General features: G+C 43.3%; 23 protein-coding genes and 1 pseudogene. 3 read left to right on the plus strand and 21 right to left on the minus strand.

Annotation, left to right across the window (positions count from 1 at the left end):
* Nucleotides 1-71: 71 nt before the first annotated feature.
* Nucleotides 72-1,374 (minus strand): annotated as a pseudogene (locus JOC76_RS10125) (hemolysin family protein).
* A 66-nt stretch (nucleotides 1,375-1,440) separates the two neighbouring features.
* Complete coding sequence (locus JOC76_RS10130; RefSeq protein ID WP_205177479.1) at nucleotides 1,441-2,946, minus strand: mechanosensitive ion channel; 1,506 nt, start codon at nucleotides 2,944-2,946, stop codon at nucleotides 1,441-1,443.
* A gap of 263 nt (nucleotides 2,947-3,209) precedes the next feature.
* Here JOC76_RS10130 and JOC76_RS10135 point away from each other — a divergent pair, with 263 nt between their 5' ends.
* Entirely contained in the window at nucleotides 3,210-3,443 is a 234-nt protein-coding gene (locus tag JOC76_RS10135; RefSeq protein ID WP_205177480.1) for a hypothetical protein, read from the plus strand.
* 16 nt (nucleotides 3,444-3,459) lie between these two features.
* Nucleotides 3,460-3,630 (plus strand): CsbD family protein, encoded by a 171-nt coding sequence (locus JOC76_RS10140; protein ID WP_205177481.1) that lies wholly within the window; start codon nucleotides 3,460-3,462, stop codon nucleotides 3,628-3,630.
* A 339-nt stretch (nucleotides 3,631-3,969) separates the two neighbouring features.
* On the opposite strand, the gene nuoN is transcribed toward JOC76_RS10140, so the two are convergent.
* The 14 genes from nuoN to JOC76_RS10210 all read right to left on the minus strand — a co-directional run bounded on the left by nuoN (nucleotide 3,970) and on the right by JOC76_RS10210 (nucleotide 17,910).
* Nucleotides 3,970-5,457 carry an NADH-quinone oxidoreductase subunit NuoN gene (gene nuoN / locus JOC76_RS10145; RefSeq protein ID WP_205177482.1) on the minus strand — a complete coding sequence of 496 codons (1,488 nt, stop codon included), beginning with the start codon at nucleotides 5,455-5,457 and terminating at the stop codon, nucleotides 3,970-3,972.
* A gap of 6 nt (nucleotides 5,458-5,463) precedes the next feature.
* Nucleotides 5,464-6,972, minus strand: coding sequence for an NADH-quinone oxidoreductase subunit M (locus JOC76_RS10150; protein ID WP_205177483.1), 1,509 nt, complete (start codon nucleotides 6,970-6,972; stop codon nucleotides 5,464-5,466).
* Nucleotides 6,969-8,840 carry an NADH-quinone oxidoreductase subunit L gene (gene nuoL / locus JOC76_RS10155; RefSeq protein ID WP_205177537.1) on the minus strand — a complete coding sequence of 624 codons (1,872 nt, stop codon included), beginning with the start codon at nucleotides 8,838-8,840 and terminating at the stop codon, nucleotides 6,969-6,971. Before nuoL ends, JOC76_RS10150 begins: the two co-directional genes overlap by 4 nt.
* Before the next feature lie 167 nt (nucleotides 8,841-9,007).
* Complete coding sequence (gene nuoK, locus JOC76_RS10160) at nucleotides 9,008-9,322, minus strand: NADH-quinone oxidoreductase subunit NuoK (RefSeq protein ID WP_205177484.1); 315 nt, start codon at nucleotides 9,320-9,322, stop codon at nucleotides 9,008-9,010.
* The gene (locus tag JOC76_RS10165) at nucleotides 9,319-9,840 is read right to left on the minus strand and encodes an NADH-quinone oxidoreductase subunit J (protein ID WP_205177485.1); all 522 of its coding nucleotides are present in this window, start codon (nucleotides 9,838-9,840) and stop codon (nucleotides 9,319-9,321) included. Before JOC76_RS10165 ends, nuoK begins: the two co-directional genes overlap by 4 nt.
* The gene (nuoI, locus tag JOC76_RS10170; protein WP_205177486.1) at nucleotides 9,837-10,256 is read right to left on the minus strand and encodes an NADH-quinone oxidoreductase subunit NuoI; all 420 of its coding nucleotides are present in this window, start codon (nucleotides 10,254-10,256) and stop codon (nucleotides 9,837-9,839) included. The genes JOC76_RS10165 and nuoI overlap by 4 nt, the downstream gene beginning before the upstream one ends.
* A gap of 111 nt (nucleotides 10,257-10,367) precedes the next feature.
* A complete protein-coding gene (nuoH, locus tag JOC76_RS10175) occupies nucleotides 10,368-11,372 on the minus strand; it encodes an NADH-quinone oxidoreductase subunit NuoH (protein WP_205177487.1) in 1,005 nt (334 codons plus the stop codon).
* Nucleotides 11,372-12,472: an NADH-quinone oxidoreductase subunit D gene (locus JOC76_RS10180; RefSeq protein ID WP_205177488.1), complete on the minus strand. Its 1,101-nt coding sequence runs from the start codon at nucleotides 12,470-12,472 to the stop codon at nucleotides 11,372-11,374. The genes nuoH and JOC76_RS10180 overlap by 1 nt, the downstream gene beginning before the upstream one ends.
* A 3-nt stretch (nucleotides 12,473-12,475) precedes the next feature.
* Nucleotides 12,476-13,954, minus strand: coding sequence for an NADH-quinone oxidoreductase subunit C (locus JOC76_RS10185; RefSeq protein ID WP_205177489.1), 1,479 nt, complete (start codon nucleotides 13,952-13,954; stop codon nucleotides 12,476-12,478).
* Nucleotides 13,955-13,957: 3 nt separating this feature from the next.
* Nucleotides 13,958-14,470, minus strand: coding sequence for a NuoB/complex I 20 kDa subunit family protein (locus JOC76_RS10190; RefSeq protein WP_160724171.1), 513 nt, complete (start codon nucleotides 14,468-14,470; stop codon nucleotides 13,958-13,960).
* On the minus strand, nucleotides 14,461-14,832 hold the full coding sequence (locus JOC76_RS10195) for an NADH-quinone oxidoreductase subunit A (protein ID WP_205177490.1): 372 nt from the start codon (nucleotides 14,830-14,832) through the stop codon (nucleotides 14,461-14,463). Before JOC76_RS10195 ends, JOC76_RS10190 begins: the two co-directional genes overlap by 10 nt.
* A gap of 520 nt (nucleotides 14,833-15,352) precedes the next feature.
* A complete protein-coding gene (locus JOC76_RS10200; RefSeq protein WP_205177491.1) occupies nucleotides 15,353-16,207 on the minus strand; it encodes a YitT family protein in 855 nt (284 codons plus the stop codon).
* 34 nt (nucleotides 16,208-16,241) lie between these two features.
* Nucleotides 16,242-16,970 (minus strand): GntR family transcriptional regulator, encoded by a 729-nt coding sequence (locus tag JOC76_RS10205; RefSeq protein WP_307784706.1) that lies wholly within the window; start codon nucleotides 16,968-16,970, stop codon nucleotides 16,242-16,244.
* Between the two features lie 103 nt (nucleotides 16,971-17,073).
* A complete protein-coding gene (locus JOC76_RS10210) occupies nucleotides 17,074-17,910 on the minus strand; it encodes a sugar phosphate isomerase/epimerase family protein (protein ID WP_205177492.1) in 837 nt (278 codons plus the stop codon).
* A 212-nt stretch (nucleotides 17,911-18,122) separates the two neighbouring features.
* Here JOC76_RS10210 and JOC76_RS10215 point away from each other — a divergent pair, with 212 nt between their 5' ends.
* On the plus strand, nucleotides 18,123-19,109 hold the full coding sequence (locus tag JOC76_RS10215; protein WP_205177493.1) for an SIS domain-containing protein: 987 nt from the start codon (nucleotides 18,123-18,125) through the stop codon (nucleotides 19,107-19,109).
* Nucleotides 19,110-19,480: 371 nt separating this feature from the next.
* Here the strand turns inward: JOC76_RS10215 and JOC76_RS10220 are convergent, their stop codons facing one another.
* The 5 genes from JOC76_RS10220 to JOC76_RS10240 all read right to left on the minus strand — a co-directional run bounded on the left by JOC76_RS10220 (nucleotide 19,481) and on the right by JOC76_RS10240 (nucleotide 24,698).
* On the minus strand, nucleotides 19,481-20,314 hold the full coding sequence (locus JOC76_RS10220) for a PfkB family carbohydrate kinase (RefSeq protein WP_205177494.1): 834 nt from the start codon (nucleotides 20,312-20,314) through the stop codon (nucleotides 19,481-19,483).
* Nucleotides 20,315-20,436: 122 nt separating this feature from the next.
* Complete coding sequence (locus JOC76_RS10225; RefSeq protein ID WP_205177495.1) at nucleotides 20,437-21,450, minus strand: SIS domain-containing protein; 1,014 nt, start codon at nucleotides 21,448-21,450, stop codon at nucleotides 20,437-20,439.
* Between the two features lie 75 nt (nucleotides 21,451-21,525).
* Nucleotides 21,526-22,440: a carbohydrate ABC transporter permease gene (locus JOC76_RS10230; RefSeq protein WP_205177496.1), complete on the minus strand. Its 915-nt coding sequence runs from the start codon at nucleotides 22,438-22,440 to the stop codon at nucleotides 21,526-21,528.
* A 2-nt stretch (nucleotides 22,441-22,442) separates the two neighbouring features.
* On the minus strand, nucleotides 22,443-23,318 hold the full coding sequence (locus JOC76_RS10235) for a carbohydrate ABC transporter permease (protein WP_205177497.1): 876 nt from the start codon (nucleotides 23,316-23,318) through the stop codon (nucleotides 22,443-22,445).
* Between the two features lie 102 nt (nucleotides 23,319-23,420).
* The gene (locus JOC76_RS10240) at nucleotides 23,421-24,698 is read right to left on the minus strand and encodes an ABC transporter substrate-binding protein (protein WP_307784707.1); all 1,278 of its coding nucleotides are present in this window, start codon (nucleotides 24,696-24,698) and stop codon (nucleotides 23,421-23,423) included.
* Nucleotides 24,699-24,853 lie beyond the last annotated feature (155 nt).

The following is a 24,853-nucleotide window of genomic DNA, read 5'->3' on the forward strand; positions in this document are numbered from 1 at the left end:
ATACTTTTTCACTTAAAAGTGAAAGCGGTTGAACTATTAAAAGTAATCTTCTAGGCAATGACAAAAAGCCTCTAATCAGAGGCTTTTTTGACTTCAATATATTTAATATGATACCCATCCGATTCGCTGACCCTAAACTCAAATCCCTCCGCGATAACTACCGCATTGGCGATCCGCGCCGATCTCTCTGTTAGAAACCAGCCGCCCAGCGTCTCGATGCCATCCGTTCTTAAAGCGATACGGAGTATCTCGTTTACTCTGTGAATAGCAACTTTAGCATCTATTATATAGTGGATTCGCGGTTTGATAGTCCGTATGGCTGGCACTTCATCCCCATCAAACTCATCTCTTATCTCACCGATGATTTCTTCGATTATATCTTCGACCGTTACCAGTCCGGCTGTACCGCCATATTCATCGAGTAAAATTGCCATATGGGTTCGTTCCTTTTGCATCAGCAGCAATAATTTATGAATGGGAATCGTTTCAATCGCCGTTATCACTGGCTGAATATGGGACTCGAGTTTCCAATCTTGATGAGCGCTTTTATTCAAAAACCGCTGTGTTAATAACATTTTCACGTTCAACATACCCAGAACATGATCCTTATCCCTCTCGACAACTGGATATCGGGTAAATTTTTCACTTTGAAGCTTTTGAGCAATCTCTTCGGTTGTATCGCCCAGCGATATGCAGCACATTTCTGTGCGGGGCACCATAATTTCCTTGGCCAATCGCTCATCAAATTCAAAAATATTGTTCACATATCGCCATTCGTTCCGATTAATCTCCCCGCTCTTATAACTTTCCGACAAAAGGATTCGCAGCTCTTCTTCCGAGTGGGCCATATCATGCTCTGAGGCCGGCTTTAGTCCAAACATACACTAAGAGACGGGCGGAATGATTTAGGAGCCAGATAAACGGAAACATGAGTTTATAAAACCAGATGATTGGTTTCGCGAACCATAAGGTAATCTGCTCTGCCTTTTGGATGGCGAGGGTCTTTGGCGCCAATTCCCCTGCGACAACATTAATAAAGGTTACGGCCACAAACGCCAGTGTAAAAGATAAGAAATGGGTAGCAGCCTCATTAAAATGAAAAGCAGCAAGGACAGGATGAAACAGCTTCTCCACTGTCGGTTCACCCAGCCACCCAAGTACTAATGCCGTCACCGTGATTCCGAGCTGGCAGGCTGACAGATACTCATCGAGGTGAGTAGCCACCCTTTTGGCAGCCGCAGCCCGCTTTTCCCCTTCCTCCACCAATTGGTTAATCCTTGATATTCTTACTTTCACGATGGCAAACTCAATCGCGACAAAAAATCCAGTTAAGACAATTAAAAGGATGATGGTACATACGTTCAACCAGAGCATTGACGATACACCTCCTTTAAAAATAACAATCCGAAATCCCGTTTGGATTCCGGATTGCTATCGTTATTAATGATTTTTCTTATCCAGCTTGTCATCTAGTTTTTCTAAATATTTAGCGGCAAACGCTTTTCCGCCTAGACCAAACGCAAGTCCAAACGCAAGCGCCAACCCGCCTAAGACCAGAATAAAGGCCGCATTAACAATCGAGTGTGCCACCCCGAGTTGGTCTAAGGCCATAAACACGGTAATGGCAAAAATAGTGTATTTTGCAATTGTCGCCAGCGTGCGGGAGTAGGTGTTTTTAATAACATTCTGTAAAACGCGCTCTATTAAATGTCCTAAATATAACCCTATTCCCAGTATTAAAATAGCAGCTAACAGCATTGGCAGGTAAGCAATCACTCCAGTTGCCAACGTGACTAAGAAATCTAAATGAACAATTTGTAAGGCTTCCACAGCGAATAATAATACCACCACAATCTTAGCGAGCAGCCCGACTAGTTGTGATAAGCCATACTTCGAATTTTCCGATGTTAAAGAGCCAATCCCGATTTGGTGAAAGATACTATCAAATCGTAAACGCCACAACAATTGGACGACCATTTTTTCAATCCATTTTCCAAGCCAGATTCCCGCTAACATTAAGATAATCGCTACTACTATATTAGGAATTAAGGTCAAGATGTGGTTTAACATCGCAATCGCAGGTTCAGAGATCCCCTTTAAATCTAGTTTTTCCAAAGCTGTAATGATCGTTGGAATTAAGATGAAGATAAATACGATAGTACCGATGATGCTAGAGAGATTGGCACCTTCTTGATTTTTGAAAATACCATATCGCTCCCCGATATGATCCACTCCTAAGCTTTTTAAAAAGTTTGTTAGAATATCACGCACAAGTTTCGCTACCAGCCAGCCGATGAATAGGATTAATCCTGCTGCAAATAATTTAGGGATAAACGCTAAGATAGACGTAAGTGCATGTGAAAAAGGACCAGATATGCCTTCGATATGCATAGCGCCCAATACGCCTGGTAAAAATAGCAGCAGGACAAAATAGAAGATTCCTTGAGCAATTCTTTCCACACTATCATGTGCTTCGACTTGATTTTCGGCCATTTTCCATTTAACCAGCCGGGTGTCTAACTGCAGTAGTGCCGCTCCCTTTCTGAAGAGAAGGCGTAATAGATACGCTGCCACCCAGGCTAGCAGTAGAATAAGAGCTGCTTTTAGTAGATATGGAATGGCTCCTGTTATGGTGGTCATCATGTTTACGAGCGGCTGTGCAATTAGATGTAAGTTCAGCATATTGAAAAAGATGATCCAGACAACCACTAATAACATATAGTAAACGATTTTTCCAATAATGGTTTCAGATGAGTATTTTCGGTTAGGACCCACGCTAGAAAATAGTTTGTTATCGAAGCTTGTTTTCTTTAAGAGGGCAGTTACTGCTCTCCCGATTCCTTTTGCTGCTAGCCAGCCGATAAGTAGGACAAGAAGGGCTAATAGTACCTGTGGAATCTGATTTGTGTATATGTACCAACCAGAAATCATGTTATTTACGTTCATCAACATCGCTCCTTTTGTAAGTTTGGTAGATGGTATACCCCCTCATTTCCTTTTCAAACATCTGGTGTAAGTTGCGCAGTGTTTTTCGCAACTTAGAACAGCGGATCATCACGCAAATTGAGGAGTGCTATCCGCAAGTTGGCTAAGCCTATACTCAAATTGCCTCCTGTTATCCGCAAGTTAGCCCCCCAGAAAAAAATAAGTTTCATATCTCCAATCCATGGGAATATACACAGCAACCGATCCACAAAAGGAGGGACAAAATGAGGAAAACATTGTTAGCTGGTGGACTCACAGCGTTACTGACTTTTGGCGGTTTAGCCGGGTGCGGTGATGGTGTGGACCAGGATAACGGCATTAGTGATGGTCAACAAAAAGATGCCGTTGATACTAGTACAATCAATACGGCGAAGCAACATCTAACAAAAGCTAAGGAAAATCTTAAAGATATTCAAAATGATGTGGAAAAAGAAATCAAAAAGGAAGACAACAACTAAAAAGGAGGATTTCAATATGAATAAGGAAGAATTAAAAGGACGTTTTGATCAAGTCAAAGGAGAAGCGAAAGAACAATGGGGTAAAGCGACCGATGACCATTCCACCGAAACCGAGGGAAAATGGGATAAAGCAAAGGGGAAATTGAAAGAAGGCATCGGAGAAGTAAAAGATAAATTGTCTGAATGATGAAAAGCGCAAGCGCCTTGGTCAGCCCCGACAAGCATAAGACGCTCCCAAAAGGAAGACGCTTTTTGCGTTCCTTTTGGGAGTGGCTTGTGAGCTCGAGGGGCTAGGCGCTGGAGCTGGACAATTCTCGAAGCCAAAATTTATAATTCTAGTCATTTAGACGCAAAAAGAAGAGGTCCCCCAACCTCTTCTTTTTCTATGTTACCCCTTTTATTGACCAAAGCCAGAAGCCTCCCCCGAAGCCTCCGACCTGCTTGCCCAATTATTTCCCCAGGAAATAATCGGGTACCAGGGCCAGCCAAATCTGGAGCACCGACCCTAGGTTCCTTTTTAAAAAAATTACTGTAAATTATTCAAAAAGTCGAGCGCGATGTTTGGCGCGACTCCGAATAGAACCGAACCGACAACTGCCACTAGCAAGACGACCACGATGCCGAATGGAATGTTCAGTTTGCGCTCATCACTTGCTGGGCGGAAAAACATTTGCGTCATCACGCCAAAATAATAGAAATACGAGATGACGGTCGTCGCAATCATAATCGATGCCAGAACATAATGCGGCGTGCCGTAGAAGGCCCCGACAAAGATGTTTAGCTTGCCGATGAAACCAGCTGTACCCGGGAAGCCTGCCAAGGAAATCAAGAGGATTCCCATGATGACAGCGAGAACCGGTGACCGGCGATAAAGACCCGCGAAGTCAGCAATTTTGGTGGAGCCGGACTGTTCACCGATTAGCTGAATGATCGCAAACGCACCAAGGTTCATGAGCATATAGGCGAGCAGATAGAACCAGATAGAAAACAGCAAGTTTGAGCTTAACGTGGTTAACGCGACCAGTATATACCCGGCGTGGGCGATACTGGAATAAGCGAACATCCGCTTAATATCTGATTGCTTTAACGCGACGACGTTTCCGACAATCATCGTGATCGCCGCAATCACGGCGAGGTAATCGTGCATTTTAAACAAGATGCCTTCACCGTTTGCGCCTGTTGGTGCGGCGTTGTAAAAGACCGAAATCAATAAACGGATGACAATCACAAAGCCGGCTGATTTTGAAATGACACTTAAGAAAGCTGTAACGGGTGTCGGTGCCCCTTGATAAACATCCGGTGCCCACATATGGAATGGTGCGGCGCCAAGCTTAAACGAAAGCCCGACGAAAATCATTAAGAATGAAAGACCAAGCAAGTACGCTTGCTGGGCGTCTGTTACGGCTGACAATGTTTGCGCAATTTGAGTCAGATTGGTTGAACCAGTTAAGCCGTAAACATAACTCATCCCAAACAAAGTGATGGCAGTGGAAATACCGCCATTGATAACGTATTTCATCGCCGACTCGTTTGATTTTAAGTTATGCTTGCGGATGCCCGCTAAGATATAAGAAGAAATAGATAACAATTCCAACCCGATAAATAACGTAATTAAATCCCCACTTGAAGTCATCACCATGGCACCGAGCAAAGCGGCTAAAAATAAATAATAGAACTCACCGCGGTAATCTTCCATGCCTTCCTTTGCCTCATAGCTGACAGCAAGGAACATGACAAGTCCTGCGCCGACAAGCAGAATTAATTTAAAGGCTTTCCCAAAGGCATCCAATGTAAAGCTGTCATCTAAAATCGTTGTTGCTTGCGTATTGAGTAGCGATACAACCGATATGATCGCTGCCAATATCCCGAGAATTCCAATCCAGCCAAGGAAGCGGCGGTCTTGTTTTTTCGGTAAAAACAAATCAATTAATGTTAGCGCTGCAGCCACACCGAGGATGATGAACTCTGGTGTCATGACACTCCAGTTAAATGATTTCAATGTCGCTAAATCCATCCTTCATCACCCTCCTAACCCTAACATGATCGTTTCTAGTGTTGTATGCAGCGGAGAACTTAGAACACTTGGATATACTCCGATTAACACGATTAATAGCATTAAAACCACAACGGGTACCAATTCCACGCCTTTTACGTCAATGACACCGGTAAATTCACGATGTGCTTTGCCGAAAGTAATCCCTAAAACGGCTCTTAATACATACGCTGCGGTCATGATAATGCCAATCGTTCCGACGGCGGCAAGCCACGGTATTTCCTTGAACAGCCCTAGGAAAGCCATAAATTCACTGACGAAACCGGACATACCCGGAAGTCCGAGTGAAGCCATCCCGCCAGCAAGCAGGAAGCCTGCCGCACGCGGCATCCCTTTCGCCATCCCGCCAAGGTTTTCAAGCAGCGAGGTATCGGTACGCTCGTACAAGACACCGACGAGGAAGAACAATAAGGCCGAAATCAAACCGTGCGAGACCACTTGGAAAATAGCGCCCTGCACTCCAGCTGTATTCATCGCCGCAAGGCCAATCAACACGATGCCCATGTGGGAAATCGACGAATACGCCAAAACCATTTTAAAATCTGTTTGAATGAACGCTAGGAACGCCCCGTAGAGGAGGTTAATCACTCCAAGGACCGCAATCAGCGTCGCAAGAGTTTTAAACTGCCCGGGAAAAATCCCCATTCCAAAACGAATTAAACCGTACGCACCAATCTTTAGTAGAATCCCAGAGTGAATCATAACAACGGATGGCGGTGCCTGTACGTGTACCTTTAGCATCCAGCTATGCAATGGGAAGATTGGCAACTTGACACCAAAAGCAATTAACAGCCCAATCAGTAAGCCCAATTTCAAGTCACCGGAAAGCGGTGCACTCGGGTCTGCCATTATTTGCGCCAGCGTATTCATATTGGTGGTACCTGTTTTGGCAAATAGAATCATAATCACAATAAGAAGGACGGCAGAGCCGAATCCGTTGTAGATTAAGAAACTAAATGCCGCTTTTTCTTTTTCAAAATAGCCCCATTTCCCGATTAAGAAGAACGTTGGGATGAGGGTAACCTCGAAAAATATGAAAAATAAAATCAAGTTTTCAGCGGTGAACACACCGAGCATACCGAATTCCAACAAGAGGAAGAGCATGAAATAGCCTTTTACTTCCTTTTTAATAAACCGTGCAGCGGCAATCGCAGATAGGGTTGCCACTACGGCGGTTAAGACGACAAGCAGAAGCTGAAAGCCGCTTAGGGCCAGTTCAAAGTTGACCGCAAAGTAAGGCTCTTCGGTCCCCATGCCGCGGAAGTGAATCCACTCTTTGGCAACAGAGAAGGCTCCGAGACTTTTGCCAAATTGAAAATGAAGATAACAAGCAAGCGCCAATAATAGTGGCGGCAATGTGGCTAGGAAGCCAACGATTTTGATTGGTATGTCAACTGTTTTTGGCATTAGTGCCAAAACGATGATACCGAGTATTGGGGAGAATACTAGGATTGGAAGAACAGCATGTAAGTTCATCGTAAGTACCCCCCTGTTAATGCAAAAATGACGGCGAGCAGTGCGAGCCCGATAAAGGCAACCGCTCCATAGGTTTGAACCTGTCCGGATTGGAGTTTGGAGCCTGCTCTTCCCAGTCCTTGGATTATTCCAACCACGCCTTTGACTAGTCCTTCAACTAGGAACACATCAATAAACTGCAAGAAGTAGCTAATCGCTTTCGAAGCGATGACAACTGTATATTGATAAAATTCATCTACAAAATATTTGTTGTATAAAATACTGTGTAACGTATCCCCTGCACCGCTTAACCAGTTGCGGGAAACTGAGCGCTTATAGTACATCAAGTAGGCAAGGAAGATGCCTGCTAGAGATACGAGCGTTGCAGCAATCATGATCCAAACCGGACCCTCTGAATGGGCATGTTGGGCAAGTGCTTCATTGCCGTCCACAAGCCAATCACCAAGGAATGTTCCAAACCATGGCGAGTTCACATAACCGCCAATGATGGCGAGCACACCTAGAACGATCATTGGGAACGTCATCGTGGACGGTGATTCATGTACATGTTTTTGCTCGCCTCGTGCTTCCCCTGTAAAAACTAGGAAGAACAAGCGGAACATATAAAATGCCGTCATAAAGGCTGCAATGAGGGCAAGCAAGAATAGGATCGGATGTCCGCCTTCCCATGCCGCCGCTAAAATTTCGTCTTTTGAGAAGAAACCGGATAATAACGGTACTCCGCTGATGGCGAGTGTTCCAATTAAAAATAATGGTCCGGTTATTTTTAACTTTTTCCAAAGCCCGCCCATTTCTTCGATGTTCTGCGTATTGACAGCATGGATGACGGAACCTGCGGCTAAGAAAAGCAAGGCCTTAAAGAAGGCATGTGTCATTAAGTGGAATACCCCTGCGACATAACCTGCCGAGCCTAACGCTAACATCATGTAGCCAAGCTGTGAAACAGTTGAGTAAGCAAGCACTCGTTTGATATCGGTTTGCACAAGTCCAATGCTGGCTGCAAAAATAGCGGTAAATGCGCCGATCACAGCGATCGTCAGCAAGGCTGTTTTGCTCGCTAAGAACAGTGGGAAGAGTGCTGCGACTAAGTAAACCCCGGCAGCAACCATGGTAGCTGCGTGGATTAAGGCCGAAACAGGTGTTGGACCTTCCATCGCGTCCGGAAGCCAGGTATGCAGCGGGAATTGACCGGATTTACCGACGGCCCCAATAAAGATTAAGATGGCAATCAGGGTAATCATCGATGTCGGAATCGAGCCCGCTTCGATGGAATGGAATATTACGCTGTACTCAAAGCTTTTGGTTTCCCAAAAAAGAAGGATCATCCCGATAAACAGGCCGACGTCACCAATTCGGGTCATGATGAATGCCTTTTTGGCGGCCGCCTTCGCTTCTTCTTTGTAAAAATAAAAACCGATTAATAAGAAGGATCCCACACCGACAAGTTCCCAGAAAATATAGGTTTGCAGTAGGTTTGGCGAAATCACCAATCCTAGCATCGCAAAGGTGAATAATCCTAAATAGGCATAGAATACTGAGAAGCGCTCATCTCCATGCATGTACCCTTTCGAGTATGTATGTACTAAGAAACTGACGAGCGATACGATCACCAGCATTAATGCATTTAATTGATTGACTTCAAAGCCCGCTGTAAGATGCAGATCTCCTATCGTGAGCCATTCATAATTGATTCCGTAGGTTGGCTCTGTAAAGCGCTCGAATAATACTAAAATGGAATAGATCAGCGATGCGAGCGTGAGGAGAATCCCCACATAGGCGCTCGCCTCTTTCAGCCGCTTACCGAATAGAAGAAGGATCAAAAACGATAATAGCGGGAAAAGCGGAATCAGCCATGCATTTTCCAATATTATCAACCCCTTGGATGGCGAGTTGTACCATCCGAATTTTGTCGATTCCCCCTTCGGGTGTTGTCTAGTCTCGATCAAACCCAAAGCTTGAGGAAATCTCCTCTGGCGGTGTCAGGCACCACCTGAGTTACGTTAAACGTCTCTTAAATGCCAGACCAATAAGAGCATTAATTTTTCATAGAGTCTATTTCGTCAATGTTGACGGTCTTCTTATTGCGATATAGAGCGATGAGGATCGCCAGACCAACCGCTGCCTCTGCAGCGGCCACACTGATGGCAAACAGGGCGAAGACTTGACCTGTAATGGATGGCGTGACGCCATATTTGCTGAAGGTTACCAGATTAATATTAACGGCGTTCAGCATAAGTTCAATCGAGATTAACACAATCACGGTGTTTCTTTTAGTCAAGGCACCGTATAAACCGATGCAAAAAAGTATTAGTGCTAGTGCCAGGAAGGCTGAAGCGGGAATCGAACTCATTCCTCATTCGCCTCCTTCTTTTTATCATTTTTGGCTAAGATAATCGAACCAACAAGGGCAACTAATAGCAGTACAGAGGTCAACTCAAACGGGATAATATATTTTGAGTATAGCGCCTGCCCAATTTGCAATGTGTTATTTTCATGCAGTTTCGTAGCTACCGGTTCAATATTGAAATTGTAAATGCCAATGTATACGGCAAAGGCGAAACCCACTACTCCAAGGAGTAAGAGGAACTTTCGCAATCTGCCTGTTTTCGGTTCACTTTCATCGTTATGCTTCGTTAACATAATCCCGAAGAGCATAATAATGGTGATCGCCCCTGAATAAATTAAAATTTGCACGACTGCGACAAACTCGGCTGAAAGCAGCACGTAAATTCCAGCGATGGCCACGAACGTGAAAATCAGAGCAACGACCATATGAATTACTTTGTTCAGGTTTAACAAGAGAACCCCGCCGATAATCGCAACAAGTGCGAGTCCCATAAAGGCGAGGAATTCGCCTGAAAGTGTCATGGTTTATTCACCTGCCGCACGTTTTCGTCGTTTTCATCCAGCCATTCTAGGTTTTTAAATAACATGTCACGGCTGTACTCGGCGAGCTCGAAGTTATTGGTCATGACGATGGCTTCCGTCGGGCATACCTCTGTACATAGATCACATAGGATACAGATTTCGAAGTTAATATCATATGTGTCGATGATTTTCCCCTTTTTCGTTGGGTCCGGATGCTTCTTCCCTGTCAGATCAATACATTCTGTCGGGCAGATATTCATACACTGATTGCAGACGATACACTTTTCCGGATAGAACTTCTGAATGCCACGAAAGCGGTCCGGCAACGGAAGCGGCTCATTAGGATAATCGTACGTAACCTTCTCGCGCGATAATTGTTTCAGGGTATATTTCAAGCCTTTAAATACTCCAAGCACGTTTTTTCACCCCTTTTGACAGTCTAAATATTGTTTATGGTGACAGGCACCATTTGCACCACTTTCACAGTCTAAATACTACTATTGGTGACGACCCCATCAAGGGCACCATTAAAAGAATAGTGATTTGATGAGAGCGGTTAGGAAGATGTTGGCTAGTGCGATGGGCAATAGAACTTTCCAGCCGAATTCCATCAATCGGTCGACGCGGAAACGCGGTAGCGTACTCCGGATCCAGAAATAAAGAAACACGACGAAACAGAATTTAAGGGCAAACCATACGGCCCCTGGGATAAAACCAAGGAACGCAAATGGCGGCAGCCATCCCCCAAGGAAAATAACCGTAGTCAATGCTGACATCCCAAATACGTAAACATACTCGGAAAGCATGAAGAACGCCCAGCGGAATCCGGCAAACTCTACGAAATAACCGGCAACGAGTTCGTTTTCTGATTCCGGCAAGTCAAAAGGCGTCCGGTTTAATTCCGCTATCGAAGCGATAAAAAAGACAATAAAGCCAATTGGCTGCAATAGAATAAACCAGCCATGTTTTTGCTGCAGGACAATATCATTTAGATTTAAGCTGCCGGCTAAGAGAATGACCCCTAACACAGACATAACTAACGGGATTTCATAAGAAATCATCTGTGCCGCCGCACGCATCCCCCCTAAGAGGGCGTATTTGTTATTGGAGGCCCAGCCGCCAAGCAGCATGCCAAACACCGTTAGACCAGAAACTGAAATGTAATATAGCAAGCCAACACCAATATCCGCGAATTGAAACTTATCGGTAAATGGTAAGGTGGCCAATACCATAAATGACGGTGCAAAGGCAACTATCGGTGCCAAAATGAACAATGGCTTATCTGCTGCTTTCGGAATAATATCCTCTTTTAATAAGAGCTTTAACACGTCCGCAACAGTTTGCAACAGTCCAAAGCGCCCGCCTAATTGATTGGGTCCGTGGCGCAGCTGCATATAGCCCATTACTTTCCGCTCGGCTAAGATTCCGTAAGTAACGAAACCTAAAACGACTAAAAGCAAGACAACACCAAGTATAAAGAAAATTCCAAAGTGAGCCCAGCTAGGACTAGATTGGAGCAAATCTTGAATCATTAGCCGTCGACCTCCCCAAGGACAATATCCACTGCCCCTAAAATGGCAATCAAGTTTGCAATATTTTCGCCTACCAGTAATTTCGGCAAAATTTGTAGATTATAGAATGACGGTCTCCTAAACTTTAAGCGATACGGTTCCTTTTTCCCGTCACTATAAATATAGCAGCCAATCTCGCCGCGCGGTGATTCAATCCGGACAAACCCTTCACCCTTTGGCACCTTAATAATTTTCGGAACCTTGGCCATGATGTCCCCTTCTGCCGGAAACTGTTCCACAGCCTGCTCAATAATTTTCAAGGATTCACTGATTTCAGCCAACCTTAAGTGATAGCGTGCTAAGCAGTCGCCGTCCTCTGATGTTGGAACATCAAAGTCAAATCGGTCATAAATGGAATACGGCTCATCTTTACGAAGATCCCACTTCACACCCGTACTGCGGAGATTTGGTCCGCTGAGTGAATATTGCAGGGCTTCTTCTTTCGTATAGACGCCAACGCCTTTTACCCTGTCCAAAAAGATTTCATTACCGGAAACAAGGTCATGGTAGCCTTTAAGCTGCTCGCGCATGTAAGGAACAAAATCCCTTACCCTCTCAATCCAGCCCTCAGGCGCATCCCATTTTACCCCGCCTACACGCATATAGTTAAAGGTCAAACGGGCACCAGATAACTCATTCAGCATATTGATAATCATTTCACGATCACGGAAGGCATAAATAAATGGACTTGTCGCACCAAGGTCAAGGACGTAAGTCCCCCATGCCACTAGGTGACTCGCAACCCGCCCTAACTCCATCGCGAGCACACGCAGGTATTCTGCACGGTCCGGAAGCTGGATTCCCATCATTGTTTCCACCGCATGGCAAATCACATAGTTATTGGTCATCGCCGATAGATAGTCCATCCGGTCGGTATAAGGAATGATCTGTGTATATTGGAGATTCTCCGCCAATTTTTCGGTTCCCCGGTGTAAATAACCGATAACAGGCTTCGCTTCGGTAATAATTTCCCCATCAATTTTTACAACCAGACGGAATACCCCGTGTGTACTAGGATGCTGCGGGCCGACGTTTAATAACATTTCTTCTGTTCTGATCATTGGTTATACCTCCACATCATACGGCTCATAATCTTTACGCAGTGGATGGCCGACCCAATCTTCTCCAAGCATGATCCGGTGCAAGTCCGGATGTCCTTTAAAGTTGATGCCGAGTAGATCATATGCTTCACATTCAGGCCAGTTGGCTCCAGCCCAAAGTGGCTGCAAGGAATCGATTGTTGGTTCATCTCGGTCAATTTTCACTTTCAATGCTACCGATTGCCGGTTTTTGTATGAATATAAGTGAATATAGACTTCCATATGTGTTTCAAAATCTGTTCCATGCAGCTCAGACAGATAATCAAATCCTAGGAGCTCATTAAATTTTAAAAATTGAGCCACCTTATAGTATGTATCTTTCTTCGCCACAAGTGTCGGAACATCTTTGGATAGTTTATTAATATAAGAATCTTCCAAAACATCTGGTCCTAAATGTTCTTGGATTACTTTCACATACTTATCCAAGTATGGCTGGTTAACGGATGGCTTTGCTTCTGTTGGTGCGGCGGCTGTGTCAGCCTTTCCGCCAGCTGCAGCCTTCGCTTTTGCTGCTGCGGCGGCTTTGGCTTTCGCCTTCGCGGCGGCAATCGCTTTGGCCTTTTCATCGTCGCCACCTGCATCTGCCTCACCTGCTCCGCCTGCTTTCGTCTTTGCGGCGGCTGCTGCCTTTGCTTTGGCTGCCGCGGCGGCTTTGGCTTTCGCTGCGGCCGCTGCCTTCGCCTTGGCATCGTCACCTGCTGGTGCACTATCAGCTTCTGCTGCCTCACCGCCCGCTAATTCCATTGCTTTACGCTTCGCAGCTGCCGCCGCTTTGGCCTTTGCTACTGCGGCTGCCTTTTTCTTCGCAAGGTCGTCTGCATCGCCCGCTTGGTCAGATGCTTCCTCTGCTGGAGCCGCACCGCCCGCTAATTCCATCGCCTTACGCTTCGCTGCTGCGGCGGCTTTGGCCTTCGCCACTGCGGCCGCCTTTTTCTTCGCAAGGTCATCGGTTTCATCAGCCTCGGATGAGGTTTCCACGGCTGGTGCTGGTGTCTCTGCCGCCGCAGGGGCCTCCTCATCTGCAATTCCTTCACGCTTCTTCTTTGCTAATGCTGCTGCTTTGGCTTTCGCCGCTGCGGCCGCCTTTTTCTTTGCAAGATCATCGGTTTCAACAGCCGCGGATGGGGTTTCCGCAGTTTGTGCTGGTGTCTCTGCCGCCGCAGGAGCCGCCGCAGGAGCCTCCTCATCCGCAATTCCTTCACGCTTCTTCTTCGCTAAGACGGCAGCTTTGGCTTTCGCTGCTGCGGCTGCTTTTTTCTTCGCTAACTCATCGGCATCACCGCCTGTGCTAGCTGTTGAAGCTACCGCTGGTGCATCCTCCGATGCGGCCTTTGGTGGGGCAGCATCTAAAGCTTCTTTTGCCTTACGCTTTGCTAGCGCTGCAGCCTTCGCCTTTTCCGCCGCCTCTTTTTTTAATTGATCGAGATCCTTCTCCCCGCTCATCGGTTAGATCACCTTCTTCCCGGTCTTCGCTTCGTATCTAATTTTACCCTTCAACTTATTAATTCCATAGATTAACGCAGCCGGATTTGGCGGGCACCCTGGAATATACACATCCACAGGGACAATCTGATCGACCCCTTTAACGACTGAGTACGATTTAATATATGGACCCCCTGCCGTTGCACATGACCCCATGGCAATTACCCATTTTGGCTCTGGCATTTGGTCATAAAGCCGGCGCAGGATGGGCGCCATTTTTTTCGTAACGGTACCCGAAACAATCATGCAATCGGACTGCCTTGGTGACGTACGGAAAATCGTTCCAAAGCGGTCAAGGTCATAGTTGGCACCGCCAGTGCCCATCATTTCAATCGCACAACAAGCCAGACCAAATGTCATCGGCCACAAAGAATTACTCCGGGCCCATGCCTTAATTTGCTCCAGCGTGGCAAAAAACACATTTTGTTCTAATTCTCTTATTTCTTCCGGTGTAAAATCTTCTAGTCTTAAATCCATTGTAACACCTTCTTTTTCCAAGCATATACAAGTCCTAGGAGCAGCATTGCCACAAAAATCAACATCTCGATGAGGGCAAAAATCCCTAGCTTATCATAAGCCACTGCCCATGGATATAAAAACACTGTTTCTACATCAAAAATAACAAACATAAGGGCAAAAATATAATAACGGACATTGAACTGCACACGAGAATCGTGAAATGGCTCAATACCGCTTTCATATGTGGTACTCTTCGCTTCACTTGGCTTATTCGGACGCAGAAGTTTCCCCATAAATAACGCCACCACTGGCAGCAGCACACCAAGACATAGGAACACAAAAACTATCAGATAATTATTCTGATATACATTAAGTTCCATGTCTATCCCCTCCTATGTTGTAAATTTTCACACTAATCAAATATGTAATCGAATTCATTATAACATTGTTACAAATCCATGTCGACAAACCAACTTGATAAAAATTGGAATTGTTTCGAGCCGACATATTTTCAGTTAGCTTGCCTAAAATACAGGTCCCTCATCATGATACCGGGTGAAATGGTTTCACCAAGTGGCTTGCCCATAAATCGACGGCACTCACTCCTATTTAACTATAATATTGTCAAGAATGTCTGTGAGTTTTGTCATCAAATGTTCTATTTTGTTTATTATTTTTATAAAATAAACTTTTTTTGTAAAATGGCAGCCAGGTGTTAGTTAACGAGAATATCTTTCAGGATGTCTTCCACAGCCCATCCATTACACTACCATCATATGAAAAAATTGTCCTCATCATGCCAACTACCGTAAAACATAAAAAAGCAATGCCCATTCATATGTGAATGAAGTGCATTGCTTTTTTAGTTATTTTTATAGACGAGGGTCTAAAAAAGGTGCTTTATCCAATAGTTAGACGCTTCTTACCTACCTTATACCCTGTTCCCATCATCTCTTGAACATGATGAACGGTCACATAGGCCTTTTCATCCACTTCATTGATCAAATTCTTCAACCGAACGATTTCCTGTTTATTAATCACGATGTAAAGAACATCCTTATTATTACCGGTATAACCGCCGCGTCCCTCTAAGACGGTAATGCCTCTTGCTAACTTATTGGTCAGCACATCTAATACCAAATCCGACGAATTCGAAATAATCAGGACGGCGACCTTTTCTTCTAGACCTTCGACGATAAAATCGATTGCCTTCGCGCCAAGATAAACGGCAATCAGCGTATACATCGCCTTGTCGAGCCCAATGATAAACACCGAGCAGGCCACCACGATCATATCAAATACTAAAATCCCTTTTCCCATGCTCCATCCTAAAAACTGGTTTGCCACTCGCGCTAATATCGTTGTTCCCCCAGAGGTGCCGCCTGCACGAAAAATCACCCCAATGCCGCTCCCAACCAATAAACCGGCAAAGATGGCCGCTAACAGCGTATCATCCGTTAGCCGTTTTCCCGTTTCTTCTGTTAAAAACAAAAATAATGAACAGGAAAAAATCGAAAATAGTGTATAGATAATCGTTCTTTTTTCTAAAAACTTAATTCCTACTAAAACAAGCACGGTATTAAGGGCAAAATTGACAAGCCCTGGCGACCAATCGAACAAGTAGTGAAAAATCACTGTCAAGCCGATAATGCCGCCTTCTGACAACAGATTTGGGATCGTAAAGTAGTTGATCCCAATTGAAAAAATCAGGGAACCAAGCAAAATGTATAGACAATCTTGGATCGTTTTTTTCATCGCGTTCTACTTCCTCAACCATTATTCCGACCTTTTATTGCTGAAAGATAAATTTATAACTTTCTCCTAAAATATACTGTTTCCCGCGATGCACAGGTTCATTGTTTTGATCATAAACGGTTGTTTCCATATAGAATAGAGGCTCTCCACTTGAAGTATGGAGTAATTCCACTTCCTCTTCTGATGCCCGAACAATCTCCAAGGTCGTCTCAAAGGAACCGCGCGGCTGAATATTTAGGTTTTCCTCAATGACACTATAAACCGAACCTTCTAAATTTGCGTTTAGTAAAATATGAAATTTTTTATAGGAGTAATAGTTGTTCTCAATCATAATCGGTGAATCACCAGCATAGCGGACCCGCTGAATAAATAACAGGGCATCCCCTTCCTCCAGCTGCAGAAGCTCTATATCCTTTGCCGTTGGCTGAATAATTTCCCTTTTAATAATCTTGCTGCTTGCCGTTAGCCCATTTGCCTTACAAGCATCACTGAAGCTTAGAAAGTGAACAATTTTCCGCTCAATCTTGCGTTTGTTGACAAACGTTCCTTTCCCCTGCCGCTTGACGAGGTACCCTTCTTCCACAAGCTCTAGAATGGCCTTTCGGACCGTAATCCTGCTTATTTTAAAATCCTCACTTAATTCTGCTTCAGTCGGAATCTTATCCCCGTATTTTAAGTCTCCATTTAAGATCGAGCCACGAAGCGATTCCTTTAATTGAATATATAATGGAATCTGATCATCCTGTCTTAACAAATTACTCACCTGCCTTCATTTTCTCATCACCACTTGCGTGGGATGAATTTTTTCCTTATTTTCCATTGATACTTATAAGTATATATAAATTATTTCCAGCTATCAATTTGTTTCAATCGCTTAACACACCTGAAAGAACGTCTAATGTCCGTTCCATCGCTTGATCCGGATCCTGCACATATTGATAGGACGTATACTCTAACGTAAGGGCACCCTGATAACCATGCTGGCTTAATTGATCGACATAGGTTTGTAATGGCAAAACGCCATCTCCCCACACCAGATGTCCTTCCGGCTTCCCATCGATAAAATGAATATGAACGATTTCGTCCTTTAAGAGGTTAAAATAATCATTGAAATCCTCATTCGCCAGAGCCATTGGAATGGTATCAATCATGCCTTTAAGAGAAGGACTATTTACTTCCTCAAGCATTTTTTTCAAAGACTTCGCATCGCAAATGATATTGGATTCAACTCGGGTTAGTGGTTCAAGGGCGAGGGTTAACTCTAGTCGAGCGGCCACGTCTGCTAATTTTTCCAGTGAATCTCTCGTTCTTTTCCATGCTTCCTGGCTATCTTCATTTTCATAGCCCCAGCCTGGCGTAACCAATAGCAACGGTGCCCCTAATTCTTTCGCAGCCTCAGCTGATTTAAGGAAATATTGGATGCTTCTTTCACGAATTCTCTCTTCCTTAGCGGCGAGGTTGATAGGATAGACACATTGCTCGGGTGTAAAGCAGACAACCGATAAGTCCCTTCTATCAATCTCTCTTTTTATCTTTCTCATTTCCGAAAGCGTGAGTTCATCCACATAAAAGTGAGGGGATGCTCCCCATAATTCAATCTTTTTGCATTCATATTGAACCATTGCGTCTAAAAAGTATTCCAAAGGATAGTGCTTATAATGAAAGTTCATTCCCGTAATTTGATCCCTCGTGATCTTTGACATTTCCCCATCCCCTTCACACGGCCATCATGATCAAAATTGTTTAAATTAATATAACATCTTATTATGTTATATGTCAATTTAATATTAATTTCTCATAAACTAGCATATTTAATCTTCAAAAAAGATTGACAATTCATATAATGTATAATACTATAACATCATATAATGTATTATTATATTTTAGACCAAACAACCCTAAGGAGGAAAAATGAATGGTAAACTCTCAAGTAGTTGTAGATCCACAGGTAAAAAATGTGTTAGATGCTTTGAAAGGCCGTACAATTAACCATGTATACTTTGTTGCATGCGGCGGTTCCTCTGCTATTATGTATCCGAACAAATATATCATGGACCGAGAAGCAAAAAACATTACTTCTGATGTTTACAGCTCCAATGAATTCATTCATCGCAATCCTAGAAAGCTTGGCGAAAATTCGCTTGTTGTTTTGTGCTCTATGTCAGGTACTACCCCAGAAACGGTAAAGGCAGCTGAATTTGCCCGACAAAAAGGAGCCTTAACGGTTGGGTTCACCAACGAGCCAACTTCCCCGCTGGCACAAGAAAGTGAATTTGTTGTTAAATACGAATGGGGCGCTGAGTCGGTTGCATTCAATACTAACTTAGGTTTACTTTATCAGCTAACGCTTGGTGTTTTAAACGTATTAGAAGGTAATGACAAGTTTGATAAAATGGTTAACAGCTTAGCCAACACCCAAACCGCTTTTGAACGAGCTGGTGCACAATTTGCTGACAGAGCAGCGCAGTTTGGTCAAGATTATAAAGACGAAAAAGTGATTTACACCATGGCAAGTGGCGCCAACTACGGAATTGCTTATTCCTACACAACATGTATTCTTTTAGAAATGCAGTGGATCCACTCCAACGCTATTCACTCTGGTGAATATTTCCATGGACCATTTGAGATCATTGATGAAGAAGTTCCATTTATTATCCTGCTTGGTATCGATGAGACACGTCCGCTGGATGAACGAGCCTTGGATTTCTCGAAGAAATATGGTAAGAAACTGGTTGTGTTAGATGCGAAAGAGCTTGATTTAGCAGGTATTGATGAAGAGTTACAAGGGTATATTGCACCGCTTGTGCTAAATTATGTTCTACGCCGCTATGCAGAGCAATTGGCAGATGCCCGTAATCATCCTTTATCAAAAAGAAGATATATGTGGAAAGTGGAATATTAAAAGGTTGCAGCTCCCTAGGTCATGGACTTAGGGAGTTTTTTTTATAAAATTCAGTTCATTTCTATTATTGAAATGATTGAACTGGGCTTTCATTTACTGAAGTAGCTATCATGTTCCTTTTGGGGCCAAGAAACCACCTTTCTTTTACCGAGCTAGCTCCCATTTTCCCTTTTAGGGCAATGAAACCACCTTTCTTTTACCGAGCTAGCCCCCAAATTTCCTTTTAGGGCAATGAACTGCTCTTTCATTTACCGAGCTAGCTCCCATTTCCCTTTTAGGGCAATGATCCCATTAACTTAGCATTTTTTATAAAAGTAAAGTAACTATGCATAAAGAAGAACCTGTCCGATATGAACAGGTTTCTTCTTTTCCTATACCATGATCCGTTTGCCGCGCTTTTTCCCGTGGCCGAAGGCACCAAAGCGTTGGCAGGTTTCAGCTGCTGCGGCCGCGCCCTTTGCCATGGCTTCCTGGGCATTGCCATGCTGGACATATTCTTTTAAAAAGATTGCCACAAAGGTATCTCCAGCACCAAGCGTATCGACGACATCTGTCTCGACGATCCCTTGTTTAAAGACTTGTTTTGAATCGGAAAATAAGGAACCTTCAGACCCTCTGGTTACAATAATATTGGGGGTCCCTAATTCATGTACTCGCGTGATAAGTGCTTCACATTCCTGGTTTGTTAAATCCCCGCCAGAGAATATTGCATATTTAATATACGGGCAAACAAGCTCTAAATAGTCCTCATCATATTTGGTTGAAAAATCAAACGAGATGTCAATGTGCTTTTGCAGCAATGGTAATTCTTTTTCTAAATAACTATATACGCTTGTATGCAGCAGTGAAAACGAGCTAATGTAAGCTAATTCCGATTCGGAAAAATTCAATTTTAGCTCTTTTTGAACACCGCCCTTGTTGGAGCCGACAAATTTACGGTCGCCGTGCTCATCCAATGTCACCACAGCTTCCCCTGAAGCTCCAAACACTTTCCGGACCCGGGAAACATCGATTTGTTCCTGTGCTAGTGAGCTAACAATATGCTCGCCTTCTTCATCATTCCCGACAATGCCAATATATGATACTTCGTCCACTCCATATCGTTTCCAGAAAACCGCTACATTGACGGCATTCCCACCTGGAAACATTTCTTCTCGATCATCATAATAATCAACCACATTATCGCCAACCGCAATTAATCTCATCAAAAAATCCCTCCCATTAGTTGAAATAAGAGAAAGATACCCTTTTAATCTACCGAATCTCACTCTTTTCTGTGCTTTCGGGGGTTATGAACCCACCCCCGATTGCACCTTCCCCCGACACCTTAATAAGCTACCGTACGATAATATCTTCTAATCTCTAATGAGTGATTACGCTTATCTTCAAGGTGGACACTAAGCCTTTGCAAAAGCGTTGACGTCACAATAGGCGATAAATACTTTCTGAATTCCTCACTAATCCCTTCTAACGAATAATCTTTTGTATCAAGCACCGTCAATTTTTTCGTATATTTGTTGGCAAACTGTTCAACACGCTCCATCAATGGCCGGGTTTCATCTTCACCCTTTAGTAAAATCATACTTGTATCTTCTTCCACCAACTCCAGGGTCCCATGGAAGAATTCCGCCGCATGGATCGATTTCGTTTTAATCCATTGCATTTCTTCCAAGACGCACATCGCATAAGAGTAAGCGCGGCCCCATGTGTTTCCTGAACCCACAACCATATGATACGGTTCATCCTTATAGTTATGGGCGAACGCCTCTGCTTTCAACTCAAACTGCTCTTTTGCTTCAATTAATTTTTCCGGAAGTGTTTCTAGCTGTGCCGCAAAACTTTCATAACCCGGGAAATCTCCATTTTTATGCATCAGTCTAAAAATCAGATGAAAGAGCACTAGTTGATTCGAATCGCTGGCAAAATCATTTTCAGCAAAGTTGACCAACGGAAAATCTACAATGTCGGCTAGCGGCTTATTGTGCTCACCTGTCAGGCCAATGGTCGTTGCGCCTTTTTCTTTGCAATATTTTGCCGCGGCTACTGTTTCCTCGGTTGTGCCTGATAGCGAGGAGAGAATGACGAGTGACTCCTCACTTAGCTGTTTGTGGTTTTGTAGAATAAATTCGGCAGCAATTTCGGCATAGGCTGGAATGGTCGAGGTCGAGTTCACCATGAATTCAAATGGGTAGAAGGTGGCTACTGCCCCGCCGGATCCGATTAGAAATAGATTTTTAAAGCCTTTTTCATAGACTTTGTCTGCGACTCTTTCAATTTCTCCTCTTAAGCCAATAGCTCCACCGGTTACTTGTAGATACTTTTCCCTGCTAAAATTCAACATTAAGTCCACTCCCTACTAATAAATTTAATTGTTAATTTCCGCTCCAAGCAACATCGTCATTTTTAAAAATCGATCTTAGCCCTTCACGCCTCCCTCGGCTAGTCCGCGTACAAAGTATTTTTGCATCATGAGGAAGATGGCAATGAGCGGAATGGCGGAAATGACCAGTCCAGCCATCAATACTCCCCAGTTAGTGCTTAACGCACCTTTAAATACTAACAGTCCAGAAGTAATCGGTTTTACGGTTTCGGTTTGAATAAAGAGAATCGAAAATAAAAACTCATTCCAAGCATAATAAGCAGTTAAAATTACTCCAGTGAACATAATTGGTCTGCTCATTGGCAGGAATATGTGAGTAAATACCTTAAAACTGTTTGCCCCATCCAGATAGGCCGATTCCTCCAGCTCTTTCGGAATCGAAAGGAAAAAGGAACGAATTAACAGGACCGTTAAAGGAATTCGATAGGCCGTAAACGTGAGAATCAACGCCCAGTATGTATCGAAGATTCCTAGCTTTTGAATCAATTCATAGAGAGGTATTAAACTGCTTTGCGGAGAAAACATCAGACCCGCTGAAACAAACAAGAGCAGAAGCTTGCCGCCTTTGATTTGAAAACGAGTTAACCCATATGCGCAAAGGGCACTTACGATCACCGTCAACAAACAAGTTCCACCCGTGATAATCAAACTATTCATAAAGTAGCTGGAAACCCCTTGTTCCCAAGCCTGCGTATAATTTGAAAAGAGCCATTCTTTTGGAAGCCCCCAGCTGTCGTTAAAGATGGCAGCGGTTGTTTTAAAGGAGTTGATAATCATCCAGAACAATGGATAGGCGATGGCCACAAAGTAAAGGAGTAAAAAGAGAAAGATCAATCCCACAGTCAATGAAAAGCCAGATTTTCGTCTTGCCACTTTCACGTTGAGACCGGTCACTTTTTCGAGCTTCGGATCTTGGCTTAGTGAATCTCCCTGTGTTTCAACCAGCTTCATGTCTACTCCTCCCCTGTTTTTAAGAACTTATTCTGTACAAAATAGAAGATTAATGTAATCCCAAGAATCACGTTAGCAATCGCTGAAGCAAATCCCGGTTCATTATCAATAAACGCTTTTTGATAGAGATATGTACTAAAAACCTGTGATGAGTTCCCCGGACCACCACTTGTTAATACATATACTTCACTAAAGACTAAGAACGAACCAGTGACGGTATAGATTAATAGAACAAAGGTCATTTCTTTTACTTGTGGGACCGTCACGCTGAAAAAGGTACGAATTTTGCCTGCCCCATCAATCGTTGCCGCTTCATATAATTCGCTAGGAACTTTTTGAACGGCCAACACATATAACATGACGGCATAGCCGATGCTCTGCCACTGTGAAACAAAAATAACAGCATAAATTGCAGTTTTGGGATTCCCCAGCCAGCCCTCTGCCAAATTCCCTAAGCCAATTAATCGTAGGAAGCTGTTCAAGAGCCCTACTTCTGGATTGTAAATAAAACTAAAGAGGATCCCGATGACGGTCATAGAAATCAATACTGGCAAGAAAAAGGTTGTCCGGAAAAAGGTAGAAAATCTTCTAAAAATCTTATCTTCCAATATCGCGGCAATAACTAACCCCAGTCCAACCTGCATGATCACAGAAATAACGGCGTATAACAGATTGTTTTTCAATACTGTATAAAAAACAGGGTCTTTAAATAGCCGGATATAATTATTTAAGAAAACAAAGCTTCTATCGGAAGTAAATGGGTTCCATTCATAAAAGCCATTTACGACATTTCGAACTAATGGGTAGTAGACAAATAATGCAAGCATCAATAAGGCCGGTGCCATATAGAGAATCGGGACTATTCTTGTTCTGCGCATCTTAACCCTCCCAAACCACAAAATCATTGGCAATTTTGCCGGTTAATAGAGCGTTATTGCCCTCCCTAGTAACCGGCCACTTTTTAGCGAATATAATAAAAACTAGTTATTATACACTTGTTTTGCAGCGTCTTGAACGCCTTTCATAACTTGCTCCGGCGTCATTCCACCGCCTAACATTGTTTGAACGCCATCACCATATGGTTTAAAAATACGGCTGTCTAACGCACTATCTGTCCAAATCAACATATTGGGTTGTTCCTTAATTAAATCCATTGCTTTTACTTCTTCTTTTGTTGCGGTATTGTCATTGACTGCTCCAGAAACTGTGCTTGCTAAGCCAGTATCCTTGATTAATTTTTCGCCATTTATTTTAGAAGTCATAAACTTCAAGAACTCAACTGCTTCTTTTGGATGTTGTGATTTACTGTGAACCATAAAGCCTTCAGGTGCACCGATTAACCCGCCTTGGTCTCCTTTTGCCCCAGCAATCGTTGGAACCTTAAAGGTATCCCACTTAAAAGTGGCATCTTTCATATAAGTAATTTCTTGTGTTTCTAAGAAAGTGATGGCTGCTTTTCCACCAAGGAATAGATTTCTTGCTTCATCATGTGCAATCGCATTTGGATCTGCATTGAAGTATGGTCGTAATTCATTTAATTTCTTTAATGCCTCTACATATCCAGGGTCGGTAAACTTGGCTCCTTGATAGCTTAAATCTTTATCAAGTACCTCTTTAGGAACTAAGCGCTGATTCAGTGCTGTCACATAGTGCGCTGCAGCCCATGGAGATTTATTTCCTAGGATAATTGGTGTTTCTCCACTCTTCTTAATCGCCTTTAAGTCGGTCATGAATTCATCCCAAGTCGTTGGCGCTTTTAAACCTAACTTATCAAATAGGTCTTTGTTGTAGAAAAATAGCTTACTGTCTGTAAAGAGCGGCACGCCATAAACTTTGTCGTCTTTCTTAAAGAAATCAACCTGTGAGCTGATTAATTGGTTAGACCATGCAGTATCATCTTGATAATATTTTGTTAGATCTAAGGCAACACCATCTCGAATGAACTTTTGTCCATATTCTCCTGCCCAGCTAAAGAATACATCTGGTGGATTCTGGCTTCCTAAAAGGACATTTGCTTTTTGTTTATAATCATCGTTTAATGCGGTTACTTCTTCGATATGAATTTTAGGATTTTGCTTTTCGAACTCTGCAATAACACTCTTAAAATAGGATTTGTATGGCTCATTCGGCCAACGGTAAAAAAAGGTAATCGTAGTCTTTCCGTCTTTTGATTTTGAAGTAGTGCTTGTTGAGGAACATCCGATTATTAATGACATGACCATTAAAATACTGAAAGCTACACTAAACCAACGTTTCACATACTTTCCCCCCAATAAATTCACTTTTACGATTTTTTAAACCGCTTTCATAAAGAACTAAACTAATTGGTTATTGCTTTGTTCCTCCTCCTTCGACTTATCCTATCAGTGTTTATCACCTGTTGTTATATAATATATTATTACATGTTATAACG

Origin of the sequence: Neobacillus cucumis, assembly GCF_016908975.1 — a bacterium.
GTDB classification, from domain to species: Bacteria; Bacillota; Bacilli; order Bacillales; family Cytobacillaceae; genus Neobacillus; species Neobacillus cucumis.

Coding starts and splice junctions, on each gene's coding strand:
- JOC76_RS10130 (WP_205177479.1), bottom strand. CDS start 2,946: ATGAACGTAAATAACATGATTTCTGGTTGGTACATATACACAAATCAG.
- JOC76_RS10135 (WP_205177480.1), top strand. CDS start 3,210: ATGAGGAAAACATTGTTAGCTGGTGGACTCACAGCGTTACTGACTTTT.
- JOC76_RS10140 (WP_205177481.1), top strand. CDS start 3,460: ATGAATAAGGAAGAATTAAAAGGACGTTTTGATCAAGTCAAAGGAGAA.
- nuoN (WP_205177482.1), bottom strand. CDS start 5,457: ATGGATTTAGCGACATTGAAATCATTTAACTGGAGTGTCATGACACCA.
- JOC76_RS10150 (WP_205177483.1), bottom strand. CDS start 6,972: ATGAACTTACATGCTGTTCTTCCAATCCTAGTATTCTCCCCAATACTC.
- nuoK (WP_205177484.1), bottom strand. CDS start 9,322: ATGAGTTCGATTCCCGCTTCAGCCTTCCTGGCACTAGCACTAATACTT.
- JOC76_RS10165 (WP_205177485.1), bottom strand. CDS start 9,840: ATGACACTTTCAGGCGAATTCCTCGCCTTTATGGGACTCGCACTTGTT.
- nuoH (WP_205177487.1), bottom strand. CDS start 11,372: ATGATTCAAGATTTGCTCCAATCTAGTCCTAGCTGGGCTCACTTTGGA.
- JOC76_RS10180 (WP_205177488.1), bottom strand. CDS start 12,472: ATGATCAGAACAGAAGAAATGTTATTAAACGTCGGCCCGCAGCATCCT.
- JOC76_RS10185 (WP_205177489.1), bottom strand. CDS start 13,954: ATGAGCGGGGAGAAGGATCTCGATCAATTAAAAAAAGAGGCGGCGGAA.
- JOC76_RS10190 (WP_160724171.1), bottom strand. CDS start 14,470: ATGGATTTAAGACTAGAAGATTTTACACCGGAAGAAATAAGAGAATTA.
- JOC76_RS10195 (WP_205177490.1), bottom strand. CDS start 14,832: ATGGAACTTAATGTATATCAGAATAATTATCTGATAGTTTTTGTGTTC.
- JOC76_RS10200 (WP_205177491.1), bottom strand. CDS start 16,207: ATGAAAAAAACGATCCAAGATTGTCTATACATTTTGCTTGGTTCCCTG.
- JOC76_RS10210 (WP_205177492.1), bottom strand. CDS start 17,910: ATGTCAAAGATCACGAGGGATCAAATTACGGGAATGAACTTTCATTAT.
- JOC76_RS10215 (WP_205177493.1), top strand. CDS start 18,123: ATGGTAAACTCTCAAGTAGTTGTAGATCCACAGGTAAAAAATGTGTTA.
- JOC76_RS10220 (WP_205177494.1), bottom strand. CDS start 20,314: ATGAGATTAATTGCGGTTGGCGATAATGTGGTTGATTATTATGATGAT.
- JOC76_RS10225 (WP_205177495.1), bottom strand. CDS start 21,450: ATGTTGAATTTTAGCAGGGAAAAGTATCTACAAGTAACCGGTGGAGCT.
- JOC76_RS10230 (WP_205177496.1), bottom strand. CDS start 22,440: ATGAAGCTGGTTGAAACACAGGGAGATTCACTAAGCCAAGATCCGAAG.
- JOC76_RS10235 (WP_205177497.1), bottom strand. CDS start 23,318: ATGCGCAGAACAAGAATAGTCCCGATTCTCTATATGGCACCGGCCTTA.